This window comes from Crassaminicella thermophila (genome assembly GCF_008152325.1).
Taxonomy (GTDB): domain Bacteria; phylum Bacillota; class Clostridia; order Peptostreptococcales; family Thermotaleaceae; genus Crassaminicella_A; species Crassaminicella_A thermophila.
This window is the reverse complement of sequence record NZ_CP042243.1, coordinates 2,116,893-2,130,922: the sequence shown is the minus strand read 5'-3', so window position 1 is coordinate 2,130,922 and position 14,030 is coordinate 2,116,893. Positions and strand designations below refer to the sequence as shown.

Below are 14,030 nucleotides of genomic sequence, written 5' to 3'. Positions count from 1 at the left end.
GTGTTTATTTGTTATGCTCAAAAGCTAAATAAATTTAAAAAACTAGACATGGAAGCTATTATTTTTAACAAAAAGATAGTAGCTTCCTTATTTTGTTTTGAGATGAATAGTTTTTGATACACAAGAATCATTACAGTTAACCGTCCCTCTCAGTCCCTCTCACCTTTAAAAAATACGAAATAATAATTCGTAAAAAAGCAGTAGAATTCTACAAAATATGATAAAATAGGGTAAAAGTACTATTTTAGCCCCTTTTTAAATGATTATTATTAATATTAAAAAGGGTTTTTATATTTTAAAATATTGTTTGAGGAGGGAAATGAGATGAAAGAAAAGACTACGAGTAAAAGTAATAATTTTTTAAAAAACGTAAAAATTACTTCTTTATTACTTATTACATTAATTCTTACAGTTATTTCTACAGGGTATATAACATACTCATCTTTGAACAATATGAGAGTTTTAAGTAATGATATGAATTCTCTTTATGAAAAAAATATGCTTACATCTCTTGAACTAAAACACCTAGAATCAGAACTTTATATTATAAGGCTTAATATAAACAAAATACTTTATTCAAATCAGTACGACAAAACTGTAGCAGAGACTATAGAAAATCAAAAGAAAAGTTTAATAAAAGTTTTTGATAAATATAGAGAGCTTGATCTAAAAAATGAGGAAAAGACATTATTTGATAAAATTGAAAGTAACTATAAAATATATTTAAATGAAAGCGACGAATTATTAAGCAAATTACAAAAAGGGGCTGTATTAAGTGCAGTAGAAATTAATAAAATAATTGATTGTGCTTCTGAAGTTCAAAAAAACATTAATGAGCTAATATCTATAAATGAAGTTAAAGCACAAAATGTAGTTGATAAAGCAAATGAATTATATGGAAAATCAAGGAATTTATTTATAATTTTATCAACAGTAATAATTGCTTTAATAGCTTTCTTGATTTTTCTTTTATTAATATTAATGAAAAAATCAATGGCTCAAATCAATAATGTATTAACAAAATTATCGGACTATGATTTTATAGTAGATTTAGAGGAAAATGGTAAGAATGAGTTTGCCCAAATGAATCGTTCATTAGTAGATGTTATTAAAAATATGCAAAGAGCCTTGATTGATGTAAAGAGAAATTCAGAGAAAGTAACAAGTCAATCTAAAAATCTTGCTGCTGTATCAGAAGAAATATCTGCTTCATCTCAAGAATTAGCATCAACTATGCAGCAGGTAGCTGATGGAGCTATAAGTCAGGCACAGAATTTAACAGATATTGTGAGTTTTTTGTCAGAGCTGACAAACAATATAGAACATGTATATAAAGAACTTAAAAATGTAAAAGATGAAACGGAAAATGCAGAAAATAAAGCGAATATTGGTAAGAAAGAAATGGATATATTAGTTCAATCTATTGAAGCAATAAAAAATGCATTTGAATTAGTTGTAGGTAAAGTAGAAACATTAACGGATTCTGTAAAAGAAATAAGTGGTATTACAGAAATAATATCAGCTATATCAGAACAAACCAATTTATTGGCACTAAATGCGGCTATAGAAGCAGCAAGAGCAGGGGAAAATGGTAGGGGGTTTGCTGTAGTAGCTGAGGAAGTACGAAAATTAGCAGAAGAATCAAGACAATCTACTAAAAAGATAGTAAATTTAGTAGAATCTATTACGAGAGATACAGATGAAGTTATTAACACATCAAATGATGTAGAACAGTACGTAAAAGAACAGGTAACGTCTGTGGAAAATACTGTAAAGTCTTTTGGAGATATACTAATATCTGTTGAAAATATAGCGCCTCTTATGAAGAAAACATATGATGCTATGGATGAGATTGTAAAATCGAAGGATATGGTTATGGAAAGAGTTGAGCAGGTAAGTGCAGTAACAGAAGAAAATTCAGCAGCTATAGAAGAGGTAGCAGCATCATCAGAGGAATTTACGGCATCATCAGAGGAAGTAGCATCAACAGCTCAAAGCTTAAGTGAAATAGCTATGGATATGATGGAGATGGTAAATCGCTTCAAAGTATAAAGATTGGAAATAGTTACAGTTAAGTTGGTGAACAAATAATGTTGATTAGTAAACTGAAAGATAAAATTTTAAAATTTATAACTATAAAAATTATTTTCATAATTGCTATATGCATAATTATTATTATAATGATTGGAACAAAGCATGTATCAGAGTTGTTTGTTAACGAAATTGAAAATCAAGTACAAATAGAATTGAAACAAAAGGTAGATATTGCTTATAATACTATAAATCCTATTATAGAGTTAAGACGGAAAGGAAAGATTACTGTTGAGGAAGCGAGAAAAAGGATTGCTAATTTAGTTAGAAATATGACTTATAAAGACAATTATTCTGATAATTATATTTTTATGAGTACGTATGATGGTTACTATTTAGTTCAGCCATTTGAACCTGAAAAAGAAGGAAGAAACATGTGGGATTACCGAGATGTGGAAGGCAGGTATGTTATAAGAGAACTTGTTAAAGCAGCAAAACAATCACCATATGGTTCATATGTAAAATACTTAAAAAAACTACCAAACACTGAAACTGTTGAAGAAAAGTTAGCATATGTCAAAGGAATTCCTGAAATAGATGCTTATATTGGAACGGGTGTTTATTTATATTCAAAATATAGAAATTTGTATTCACTGCTTAACACACAAACGATAATGCTACTGATGATTACAGGAATTATAGTAATTTTTATGATGCTCTATCTTTATAAATTGAATAAAATAAATAGTGATTTAAACGATGAAATTAAAAAAAGATTAGAAATTGAAAAAGAATTAATAACTGAAAAAAATATTGAAATGATTCAAAAAAGTCGTTTGGAAATATTATTTAATCATTCACAAGATGCAATTGTAGAAGTTGATACAAAAGGAAGAATATTAAATGTCAATAAATCCTTTGAGAAAATATTTGGTTACTCTAAAGAAGAATGTTTAGGAAAAAATATAGATAAAATCATTGTTCCAGAGGAAAAATTACAAGAAGCAAGAGAATTAACTATTAAGACTTTAAAAAAAGGAATAGTTAGTGTTGAATCAGTAAGATATAAAAAAGACAAAACCCCAGTATATGTATTGGTTAGAAGTATACGTATAAAAATTAACGATAAGATATTAGGAGGATATGGAATTTATACAAATATAACAGAAGTAAAAAATTATGAAAAAAAATTAGAACATATGAGTATGTATGATACATTGACTGGATTATATAATTATAATTATTTTAATAAAGAACTAGATAAATATGAAAAGAATAATTTTGATTCAATTGCTATTATTATGTGTGATTTAAACGGATTAAAATTTGTTAATGACACATTAGGGCATAAATATGGAGATATCCTTCTCAAAAGTTTTGCTGATATTTTAAAGAAATCTGTAAGAGAAAAAGATGTTGTTGCAAGGATAGGAGGAGATGAATTTTCAGTTATACTGACAGAAACAAATAAGGAAAAAATTGAAAATATAGTAAAAAGAATTTATGCTAATATAGAAGAATATAATAACTCATTAGATAATAAAATGCTTAAACTATCTGTTGCAATTGGGTTTAGCATAACAGATAATAGAAAAAAGAAAATTGAAGAAGTTATAAAAGAAGCTGATGATATAATGTATAGAAATAAATTGATGAATAAATCAAGTAGAAAGAATCAAATATTAAGCATTTTAATGGCTGCATTAGCTGAAAGGGACTTTGTAACTTCAGGACACACTAAAAGAGTAGTAAAGATGTGTACAAAAATTGCTGATAAAATAGGACTTAATGAAAATAGAAAGAATAAACTAATTTTATTAGCTGAAGTTCATGATTTAGGTAAAATTGCAATTCCTGATTATATACTCAAAAAAACAGGAAAATTATCACAAGAAGAGTGGGAAATAATGAAAAGCCATACTGAAAAGGGGTATAGAATAGCTTTAAATTCACATGAGCTTTCTAGCATTGCAGAACTGATCCTAAAGCATCATGAAAGGTGGGATGGGAAAGGATATCCATTAGGACTAAGTAAAAATGATATTCCATTAGAGTGTAGAATATTGGCAGTAGTAGATTCTTATGATGCAATGACTAATTTAAGGCCATATAATCAAATTAAAACCCACAAAGAGGCTATTGAAGAAATAAAAATGTGTAGCGGAACACAGTTTGATCCTGAAATAGTTGATATTTTTATTTCTATTTATGAAAATAATATAGATAAACAATTTTAACAAAAGTTATCAAAGTCATTCACGTGTCTTTATATTTCTTTTTTAGTATTGATATTGTTTATCTTTATGAGCATATAAATAATAGATATTTAAGTGTAAGAAATTAGTGTATTGACAATATGAAATAGATGGTATAACATAAATCGTACTGGATTTTTTGAAAAGAAGGTGGTGGAATATGCTACACAATCAAAACAATATGCCATTATTCGATGCTTTAAAGGCGTATCATGAAAGAAAGGTTATTCCGTTTGATGTTCCAGGACATAAACATGGGAATGGAATACCAGAGTTTGCAGAATTTGTTGGGAAAAAGGTTTTGGAAATAGATGTAAATTCTATGAAGCCACTTGATAATATAAGCAACCCTGTTAGTGTTATTAAAGAAGCTGAAGAGCTGATGGCAGAAGCTTATTGTGCAGATCATGCTTTTTTTCAAGTAAATGGCACTACTTCTGCGGTACAAGCAATGATTATGAGTGTATGTAAACCAGGAGAAAAAATTATTATACCTAGAAATGCACATAAATCAGCTACAAACGGTCTTATATTAAGTGGAGCGTTGCCTGTATATATTCAACCAGAGACGAATGATAGGCTTGGAATTGCTATGGGAGTATCACTAGAGAGTGTAGAAATGGCTATAGCAAAAAATTCAGATGCAAAAGCTGTATTTATTATTAATCCTACCTATTATGGTGCTACTTCAGATGTTAAAGAGATTGTGAAATTAGCTCATAAACATGGAATGGTCGTTTTAGTGGATGAAGCCCATGGGGCACATTTTCCGTTTCATCCTGAGCTTCCTCAATCAGCAATGGAATTAGGAGCTGATATGGCTGCTGTAAGCTTGCACAAAACAGGAGGATCTTTAACTCAAAGTTCTGTTTTGTTGTTAAATGAAGGTTTGATTGATAAGAATACTGTAAAAACAATATTGAATTTAACACAAACTACAAGTGCTTCATATTTGTTGATGGGAAGTTTAGATGTAGCAAGAAAAATGTTGGTAACACAAGGAGAAAAAGTATTATCTAAAATACTAAAGCTTACAAAAAATGCTAGAGATGAAATTAATAAAATTGATGGATTTTATGCTTTTGGAAAAGAGCTAATTGGTAAGCCTGGTGTTTATAATTTTGATGAAACAAAATTAGGGATTAATGTAACTGGACTTGGCTTGACAGGATTTGAAGTTTATGATTTATTAAGGGATGAATATAATATTCAAGTGGAGCTTGGAGATGTGTTGAATATACTTGCTATTGTCAGTGTGGGAGATGGAGAAAAATCTATTGAAGCATTGATAAAAGCGTTAAGAGATATTAGTGAAAAATATAGAGGAAGCCAAGGAACACAAATAAAGTATGCAAAAATTGCTTTGGAAAATCCAGAGGTTATCGTTTCTCCAAGGAATGCTTTTTATGCTAGAAAAAAACTAGTAAAACTAGATGAGGCTGAAGGGGAAGTAAGTGGAGAATCTATTATGGCATATCCTCCAGGGATTCCAATTGTTACACCAGGAGAAAGAATAAGTAAGGAAATGATTTATTATATAAAGTTTCTAAAAAGTCAGCATAGCATGCTAACAGATACACAAGATCCTTACGTAGAGAATATTAAGGTTTTAGGAATATGATAAAAATAGCGTCCAAGTATATAAATGGGCGCTATTTTTTAAAGTATAATAAATATAGGACTTTTTAAAATGCAAGAAAGAGTATTGACATTCTCAAAAAAAATAGTATATTTAAAAAAGATAATAAGAATGCTAATAGAAAAAAAGCAAAAGCTAATATTGTGTTTTTTACTTAAAAATATCAGTGAAACTAGGAGGAATAAACATGGAATTATGGTATACAGAACATCATACAGAAAATGCAAAGTTTTCAATTAAAGTAAAGGAACATCTTTATACGAAAAAAAGTCCATTTCAACAAATAGATGTTTTTGATACATATGAATTTGGAAAGCTACTTACAATTGATGGATTGATTATGATAACAGAAAAAGACGAATTTATTTATCATGATATGATTACTCATGTAGCTATGGCAACAAATCCAAATATTAAAAAGGTTTTAGTAATAGGAGCTGGAGATGGTGGAACGGTTAGAGAATTAACAAGATATAAAACTATAGAAAAAATTGATATGGTTGAAATAGATGAAGTGGTTGTTGAAGTTGCAAAAGAATTTTTCCCAATTACTTCATGCAAGTTAGATGATGAAAGAGTAAATGTATATTTTGAAGATGGAATCAAGTTTGTAGAAGGAAAAGAAAATGAATATGACCTAATTATTGTAGATTCTACAGATCCTATAGGGCCAGGAGAAGGACTTTTTACAACAGAATTTTATAGAAATTGCTATAAAGCATTAACAGAAGAAGGAATATTGGTAAATCAAAATGAGAGTCCTTATTATGAAAATGATGCAAGGGAAATGATTAGAGCAAGCAGAAAAATAAAAAATATTTTCCCGATAGCCGAAGTATATCAAGCTCATATACCAACTTATCCTTCTGGACATTGGTTGTTTGGTTTTGCATCTAAGAAATTACACCCAGTAAAAGATATTGATCCACAAAAGTGGAATTCTTTAGGACTTAAGACAAAATATTATAATACAGATCTTCATGTAGGTGCTTTTGCATTACCAAATTATGTTAAGGAGATGATTGAAGCTGGAACGCTGTAAAAATGTTTTAACCTTTTTAGGCTTTGATAATGAGTATAAAGATTCAAAAATAGTTGTCTTTGGTAGTCCTTTTGATGGAACGACTTCTTTTAGACCAGGTACTAGATTTGCATCAAGTATTATGAGAAATGAGTCTTATGGATTAGAAACTTATAGTCCATATTTAGATAAAGACTTAAATGATATAGCTGTATTTGATGCTGGAGATTTAGAATTTCCTTTTGGAAATACTAAAAAAGTTTTAGAGATGATCTATAGCTTTACAGAAGATATTGTAGAAGATGATAAAATACCAGTGATGATTGGTGGAGAGCATTTGGTTACATTGCCTGCTGTAGAAGCCGTATATAAAAAATATAAAGATCTTTATATTCTACATTTTGATGCTCATACAGATCTTCGAGAAGATTATATGGGGGAGAAGTTATCTCATGCAACAGTAATAAGAAGAATTTGGGATTTTTTAGGAGATGACAGAATATATCAATTCGGTATAAGATCTGGAGAAAAAGAAGAATTTGAATGGGCAAAGGAACATACTAAATTGACAAAATTTACTTGCTCAGGCTTAAAAGAAGTAGTAAAAGAGATAGGAGATGCTCCTGTATATATTACTATCGATTTAGATATTCTAGATCCTTCCGTTTTTCCAGGAACAGGCACAATTGAACCTGGAGGAATATCTTTTCATGATATGATGGAGGTTATAGATAATATAAAGGGATTAAATATTGTAGGTGCAGATATTGTAGAGCTTTCTCCACATTATGATACAAGTGGTGTTTCAACTGCTGTTGCTTGTAAAATTCTAAGAGAATTGGTACTAGCTATTGATAAGGAAACAGTTATATAGAAAATAAAAAACGTATAAGTTTTTAGCTTATACGTTTTTTATTCTTTAGGAAATTATAAATATCTTAAAATTGTGGATTATTGACTAATGAGCATTTTTTAAAACCTTTGAGCAACGGAAATCTCGAACAAAAGTAAAAGATTCCGTTATAGATATGAGCAGTTGCAAGAGCAACATGCGAATTTTTTAGTAGATTTGAAATTGTATACAAAAATATCGACAAGATATTCAATATTTCGATTATGTGTGTTATAATGTAAAAAGTATGCTTTAGCATGTTAGAGAAATATAAAAATGCCTATTAGAAAAATAATTATTGTAAGGAGAGTGCTTATGAACACAAATGAAGTACAAAATGTAAAAATTACAAATGCAGATCCTTCAGCACTTGGATTGTTTGGACTTGCTATTGTAACTTTAGTAGCATCATCACAAAAACTTGATATTACACAAGGAGTATCCTTAATAATTCCATGGGCTATTTTTTTAGGCGCTTTTGCTCAATTATTTGCTTGTATTAATGATTCAAAGAGAAATAATACTTTTGGAACTACAGCTTTTGGAGGATATGCGTTATTTTGGTTTGGAGTTGCCATGACATGGTTGATTCAATCAGGTGTGTTTGGTGAAAAGCTAGCAGCAAGCGTAGATATAAAACAGCTTGGATTTGCATTTGTAGGATACTTAATATTTTCTATATTTATGACAATTGGTGCTATGGAGACAAATAAGGTATTATTTATTATATTCTTCCTTATTGACCTTTTATTTATTGGATTATCTCTTAGTACATTTGGTATTATTCCAGAGGCTGCACATGAATTAGCTGCTTTTTCAGAATTATTAATATCAATATTTGCTTTTTATGGTTCTGCTGCTTGTGTTTTAAATACACATTTTGGAAAAGTGTTTTTGCCTGTTGGAAAACCATTTGGTATATTTAAAAAGCAATAAAAAATATATTGACATATGTAGTTATATTATGCTAAACTAAATAAAATATAATACCCTTTAAATCGGTCCAGAGAGGCTGAAAAGGATACGAAAAGAAAATGACTTTTATATATTATATATGTAATAAAAAGACCTTTTGCCTCTGGTAAAAGGTCTTTTTATTTATATTACGAAAGGAGCTATTATGAAAACTTTAATTAAAGGAGGATGGGTAGTTGATCCATCTCAAAATATTAATGAGCCTTTAGATGTATTGATGCATAATGGAAAAATTGAAAAAATAGAAAGAAATATTCCTGAAGAAAGCCATAAAGTTATTTATGTTTGTGGAAAATATGTTGTACCAGGACTTATTGATATGCATGTTCATTTTCGTGAGCCAGGCTTTGAAAAAAAAGAAACTATTGAAACAGGATCATTAGCGGCAGTAGCTGGTGGTTTTACAAGTGTTGTATGTATGCCGAATACAAACCCAGTTATTGATTGTGTAGATGTTGTTGATTTTATAAAGGATAAAGCAAATATGGCAGCTTGCAATATTTATATGATGGGAAGTATTACGAAAAATCTAGATGGAATAGAAATGAGTTCTTATAAAAATTTGATGGAAGCAGGAATTGTAGGAATTACAGATGATGGTAAAACTGTAATGGATACAAGTATTATGTATGAAGCATTTAAAGAAGCAAAAAAACTAAATCTATTGGTTAGTACCCATTGTGAAGATATAAATTTGGTTTATGACAGATCTATTAATAAGGGGGAAATATCAAAACAGTTAAATTTACAAGGAATACCTAAAGTAGCAGAAGAATCAATAATTTTAAGAGATATTTTCTTAGCAGAAAAAACAGGAGCGAGAATTCATATTCAGCATATTTCTACCAAAAGAGGTATAGAACTTATAAGAGAAGCGAAGAAAAAAGGAATAAAGGTATCGTGTGAAGCTACACCACATCATTTTACATTAACAGATAAAGCTATTTTAAAACAAGGAAGTAATGCAAAAATGAGTCCACCATTAAGAAGTGATGAAGATGTAGAAGCGATTTTTAAAGGTTTATTAGATGGAACTATTGACGTAATAGCAACAGACCATGCACCTCATACAGAAGAAGATAAAAATAAAAATCTTGTAGAATCTGCTAATGGTATAATTGGGCTTGAGACAGCTTTAGGATTAGCACTTACAGAACTAGTTCATAAGGGAAATATGACTTTAGAAGATATAATAAGAAAATTTAGTTGTAATCCTGCTAAATTATTAAATATTAAAAAGGGAACTTTAAAAATAGGTAGTGATGCAGATATTACAATTATTGATTTAGAAAAAGAATGGATTGTTGATAAAAATAAATTTTATTCAAAGGCAAAGAATACGCCTTTTGATGGATACAAACTAAAAGGAAAAGCTATTATGACAATTGTAGATGGTGAATTTAGATATGTAGCAGTATAGAACCCTAATTAGGGTTCTATTTTTTAATAACGGTAGTATGATCTAGGCCATATTGCCACAAGGATTAAGAACCATAATAATAAGCTAGCTCCGCTAACAAATTGAGTTGCTGGAGCTGATTGTTGCTTTTGATTAAAAGAAGCTGTATTTGTAGTTAGTATTTTTCGTACAGTTTTTATTCTTTCTTTATTTTGATCTTGTACAAAGCCTTCCATTTGTTCTAATAGATCAAGGTTTTTAATATGCTGCTGAAGGACTTCTTCAGAAACTTCATTTTTTACCTTGGCTATTTCTCTAAAGATATATCTATCAGGTTTATTTCTGTATTTTTTCATAAATCCATCAAATTGCTTTATTTGTTCATCAGTTAATATGAATCCATTAAGCATACGAGGAAAGTAAGCCTTTTTCATTTTTAGGTCACCTCCTTTTAAATTTATTCTTTTGCAATAATATACTATGTCCAATTCTTAAATTGGTGACAGAATGAATTTAATTGAATTATATTTGCATGAAAATTAAATAAAATACGTACGCTATAGGTAGAATTTAAACCTAAAAAATGAGGGTATAGAATGAGGAATTTAAATAGAAAGGTAGATATTTTTTTCTTAGCTTTAATCATAGAAATATTTGTTTTGACTACAATTTTTGTTACATATGAAAAAATAAACATGCAAAATTATTTTATGTTTGAGGTTTCTTTTTTATTACTTGTTATATCTTTTTACACAAATGTTGTTATTGGTTTGTTAATGAGTTTATTTGCAATATTTATCTATGGAAATTATGTGTTATATGAATATATTAAAGGAGTTATTACTAATTTTAACTATCTTTGGCTAGTGATATTTCCAATTCTTTCTGTAACAGCTGGAAAGCTTGGAGATTACATAAATCAATTAGAAAAAAATCAAAAGAAATTAGAAGAAGAAATAATAGATCTTGTTAGGATAGATGAAGTTACAAATTTAAATAACAAAAAGAGTTTTTATATTGATTTAGAAGAAGAAATGAGCAGGGCAAGAAGGCATAATTTTCATTTAACAATAATGATATTAAAAATTCAATATTTTGATGAGTTGCTTTCTATTTATGGAAGAAAGAAAGTAAATAAAATCTTAAAAGATATAGCAAAAAAAATAGAACTTGTAACAAGAGTTGAGGATAAAAGATATTGCATAGGAAAAGATAGCTTTGGAATTATTATGCCTAATACAAAATTTGAAGGAGCAGAAATAGTTAAGATACGATTAATAGATGAATTAAGGAATATTTCATTAAAATATGAAAATAAAGAAGAAATATTAACTTTTCATTTTAAAGTAGGAATCGTAGAATATGATAAAAAAATTGAAGATCCTTTTGTTGTTAAAGATCTAGTAGAAAAGGAGATTGAATATGACATATGAGTTTTGAAAGTATTACAGATGTTTTAGCTGGTATTGTTGCTGTAGTATGTTTGATATTTTTTATTATTTTTATTTTATCATGGAGAAGGAATAGAAAAAATTTATTTTAAAGCATTATATGGAAGGGGTAAAAAAGTGATAAAAAAAAGCATAGGATTGCTTATAATCATATGCATCATTATGAGTAGCATTTTTTCAAATGGGGAGGCAATAGATAAAGAACCTATAAAAAATTATAGATTTAATCAAGATGTTCAGTTCAAAGGTGTTTTTGGTGGATATACTTTTTTCTTTTATGTAGATAAGTATTGGAAATTAAAAGATGAAGCGTTTTTAGAATTGATTTTTAGTCAAAGTGATATCAAAGAATATAAAAGCTCTACTCTAAATGTTTACTTAAATGATTTTCCCATAAAAAGTATCAAATTATTCGATAAAGGGGTTAACAACCAAATAATAAGAATAAAACTGCCAATTGATAAGATCATAAATGATTATAATGCAATAAAATTTAAAATATATCATCGTATTACAGATGAACCTTGTACAGATGAAATAAATCCTGCTAACTGGTTAGTCCTTCATAAAAATTCATATGTTCATATTGTGTATGAAGAAAAAGTAGATTCTATTAGTTTGAAAGAGTATCCTTATCCATATTTTATAAGCGCTTTAGATCAACCTGTAAAAACAGTTATTACTTTGCCTTTAGATGCGACATCAGGACAGATAACAGCAGCTATGAAATTAGCAGCTGATTTTGGAAGAAGAGCACCTTTTAAAAATTTAGATTTAACCATTAGTCCATTTTATGAATTATTAGAAAATGATAAGAAAAATAATAATATTATACATATTTGTAATACATCCAATTTGCCAAAGGAGTTTTTAAAGTATATTTCCGATGAAGAGAGGGCGATATTGAAGGAGAGAGCAATGATTAAAGAAGTTATATCCCCTTATAATTCAAATAAGAGGCTGCTTCTTATTATATCAGATGATGATGAAAGATTAATAAATGTGGTGCAAGCTTTAGGAGATAACAAACTGATTTTGCAAATGAAAGATAATACCCAATATATTAACTATATACATAAAAGAGAGAAAGATATCATTACAAATAAAAGAAAAATTACACTGAAAGATTTTGGATATGATGATCGTGTACTAGAAGGGATTTTTTTTCAACAAGCAAGCTATGGAGTAAATATTCCAAAAGGTAGAATTCTAAAAGAAGACGCTTCAGTAAATATTTTTATGAGGTATTCAAAAACTTTAAATTTTGATAAATCATCTGTTACGGTATATCTAAATGATATACCTATTGGAGATAAAGAATTATCCTATAAAAAATCAGATAATGATTGCTTGTCTATAAAAATACCAAAAAAATTTAGAAAGAAAAGCTATCTTGAATTAAAAATAGTATTTTACTTAGAACCTAAGAATTATAATTGTTATGGGCAAAAAAGTAGTAATATTTGGGCTGTAATATTGAATGAATCAAATTTTGATTTACCTTATGAATTTACAAATGAAAGATTTTTAGAGTACTATCCAAGTCCATTTGTTCGAGATGGAAAATTTAATGATTTTTTATTTGTTTTACCTGAAAAGATAAATAGGCATATATTAAGTATGGCTGGGAATATTTTTACATTTATGGGACATAATATAAATGCTTTAGAAGATTTCAAAGTCATAAAAGCAAATGAATTGAAAGAATCATATAAGCAGAAGAATATGATCTTGTTAGGAACACCAAAAGGAAATAGGTGGATTGCAAAAGTAAATGAATACTTAAATGTTCCATTTGACAAGAAAATGAATAGATTAATTGGAAACGAAAAGATTCCATTATTAGATAAATTTTGTAGGAATGCTGCAACAATACAAATAATAAAATCTCCATGGAATGAAAGCAAGTCTCTTATGGTTGTATCAGGTGTAGAAGAGAAGAATATTAAGTGGGCGGAAGCTTTTTTGAAAGAGTATGAATTAATACTCAAATTAAAGGGAGATGCAGTGGTAATTGATAATACAGGGAATATATATACAGGTTATTATGCTGCTTATAAAAAGGATTTAAAAGAGGTTGAAAAGAAGGGAAAAATAGAAATTATAAATAAAATAAAAAATCCTCAATTCTATCTGTTTATTTTATTTTTAATAAGTTTAGGGATTATGATCTTGATTGGTACAATTGTTATTGTTAGAAGGAACAAATAGAAAAAATTTATTTAATTTTGTCTATTCCCTTGACATTTTTGTCATAATACGTATAAAATTAAGTGTAAAAGTATATAAGTAAAAGCAATGAAGAGGACAGTAGTAAAAAGAGGTTGTATACAGAGAAATAATCGTTTTGGTGAGAGATTATTGCGA

General features: G+C 28.4%; 10 protein-coding genes and 1 other annotated feature (1 of these 11 only partly in view). Of the genes, 9 read left to right on the top strand and 1 reads right to left on the bottom strand.

Annotation, left to right across the window (positions count from 1 at the left end; genetic code table 11):
* The first annotated feature begins 324 nt into the window (after window positions 1-324).
* The 7 genes from FQB35_RS10880 to FQB35_RS10850 all read left to right on the top strand — a co-directional run bounded on the left by FQB35_RS10880 (window position 325) and on the right by FQB35_RS10850 (window position 10,233).
* Entirely contained in the window at window positions 325-2,052 is a 1,728-nt protein-coding gene (locus FQB35_RS10880; RefSeq protein ID WP_148809924.1) for a methyl-accepting chemotaxis protein, read from the top strand.
* A gap of 38 nt (window positions 2,053-2,090) precedes the next feature.
* On the top strand, window positions 2,091-4,268 hold the full coding sequence (locus FQB35_RS10875; protein ID WP_148809923.1) for a diguanylate cyclase: 2,178 nt from the start codon (window positions 2,091-2,093) through the stop codon (window positions 4,266-4,268).
* Window positions 4,269-4,446: 178 nt separating this feature from the next.
* Window positions 4,447-5,907 carry an aminotransferase class I/II-fold pyridoxal phosphate-dependent enzyme gene (locus tag FQB35_RS10870; protein WP_148810828.1) on the top strand — a complete coding sequence of 487 codons (1,461 nt, stop codon included), beginning with the start codon at window positions 4,447-4,449 and terminating at the stop codon, window positions 5,905-5,907.
* Between the two features lie 205 nt (window positions 5,908-6,112).
* Window positions 6,113-6,967: a polyamine aminopropyltransferase gene (speE, locus tag FQB35_RS10865; RefSeq protein ID WP_148809922.1), complete on the top strand. Its 855-nt coding sequence runs from the start codon at window positions 6,113-6,115 to the stop codon at window positions 6,965-6,967.
* On the top strand, window positions 6,954-7,820 hold the full coding sequence (speB, locus tag FQB35_RS10860; protein ID WP_148810827.1) for an agmatinase: 867 nt from the start codon (window positions 6,954-6,956) through the stop codon (window positions 7,818-7,820). Before speE ends, speB begins: the two co-directional genes overlap by 14 nt.
* 333 nt (window positions 7,821-8,153) lie before the next feature.
* Entirely contained in the window at window positions 8,154-8,774 is a 621-nt protein-coding gene (locus FQB35_RS10855) for an acetate uptake transporter (RefSeq protein WP_148810826.1), read from the top strand.
* A gap of 184 nt (window positions 8,775-8,958) precedes the next feature.
* Window positions 8,959-10,233 carry a dihydroorotase gene (locus tag FQB35_RS10850; protein ID WP_168198321.1) on the top strand — a complete coding sequence of 425 codons (1,275 nt, stop codon included), beginning with the start codon at window positions 8,959-8,961 and terminating at the stop codon, window positions 10,231-10,233.
* A 23-nt stretch (window positions 10,234-10,256) separates the two neighbouring features.
* Here the strand turns inward: FQB35_RS10850 and FQB35_RS10845 are convergent, their stop codons facing one another.
* On the bottom strand, window positions 10,257-10,646 hold the full coding sequence (locus FQB35_RS10845; RefSeq protein WP_148809921.1) for a hypothetical protein: 390 nt from the start codon (window positions 10,644-10,646) through the stop codon (window positions 10,257-10,259).
* 162 nt (window positions 10,647-10,808) lie between these two features.
* Here FQB35_RS10845 and FQB35_RS10840 point away from each other — a divergent pair, with 162 nt between their 5' ends.
* Both FQB35_RS10840 and FQB35_RS10835 read left to right on the top strand, forming a co-directional pair.
* Window positions 10,809-11,645 carry a GGDEF domain-containing protein gene (locus FQB35_RS10840; protein WP_148809920.1) on the top strand — a complete coding sequence of 279 codons (837 nt, stop codon included), beginning with the start codon at window positions 10,809-10,811 and terminating at the stop codon, window positions 11,643-11,645.
* A 135-nt stretch (window positions 11,646-11,780) separates the two neighbouring features.
* Complete coding sequence (locus FQB35_RS10835; RefSeq protein ID WP_148809919.1) at window positions 11,781-13,874, top strand: cellulose biosynthesis cyclic di-GMP-binding regulatory protein BcsB; 2,094 nt, start codon at window positions 11,781-11,783, stop codon at window positions 13,872-13,874.
* Between the two features lie 78 nt (window positions 13,875-13,952).
* Window positions 13,953-14,030, top strand: a binding site (T-box leader) (it continues 141 nt past the right edge of the window).

Bases quoted from the DNA above. Each gene is read 5' to 3' on its own strand.
- FQB35_RS10880 (WP_148809924.1), top strand. From the start codon at position 325: ATGAAAGAAAAGACTACGAGTAAAAGTAATAATTTTTTAAAAAACGTA.
- FQB35_RS10875 (WP_148809923.1), top strand. From the start codon at position 2,091: ATGTTGATTAGTAAACTGAAAGATAAAATTTTAAAATTTATAACTATA.
- FQB35_RS10870 (WP_148810828.1), top strand. From the start codon at position 4,447: ATGCTACACAATCAAAACAATATGCCATTATTCGATGCTTTAAAGGCG.
- speE (WP_148809922.1), top strand. From the start codon at position 6,113: ATGGAATTATGGTATACAGAACATCATACAGAAAATGCAAAGTTTTCA.
- FQB35_RS10855 (WP_148810826.1), top strand. From the start codon at position 8,154: ATGAACACAAATGAAGTACAAAATGTAAAAATTACAAATGCAGATCCT.
- FQB35_RS10850 (WP_168198321.1), top strand. From the start codon at position 8,959: ATGAAAACTTTAATTAAAGGAGGATGGGTAGTTGATCCATCTCAAAAT.
- FQB35_RS10845 (WP_148809921.1), bottom strand. From the start codon at position 10,646: ATGAAAAAGGCTTACTTTCCTCGTATGCTTAATGGATTCATATTAACT.
- FQB35_RS10840 (WP_148809920.1), top strand. From the start codon at position 10,809: ATGAGGAATTTAAATAGAAAGGTAGATATTTTTTTCTTAGCTTTAATC.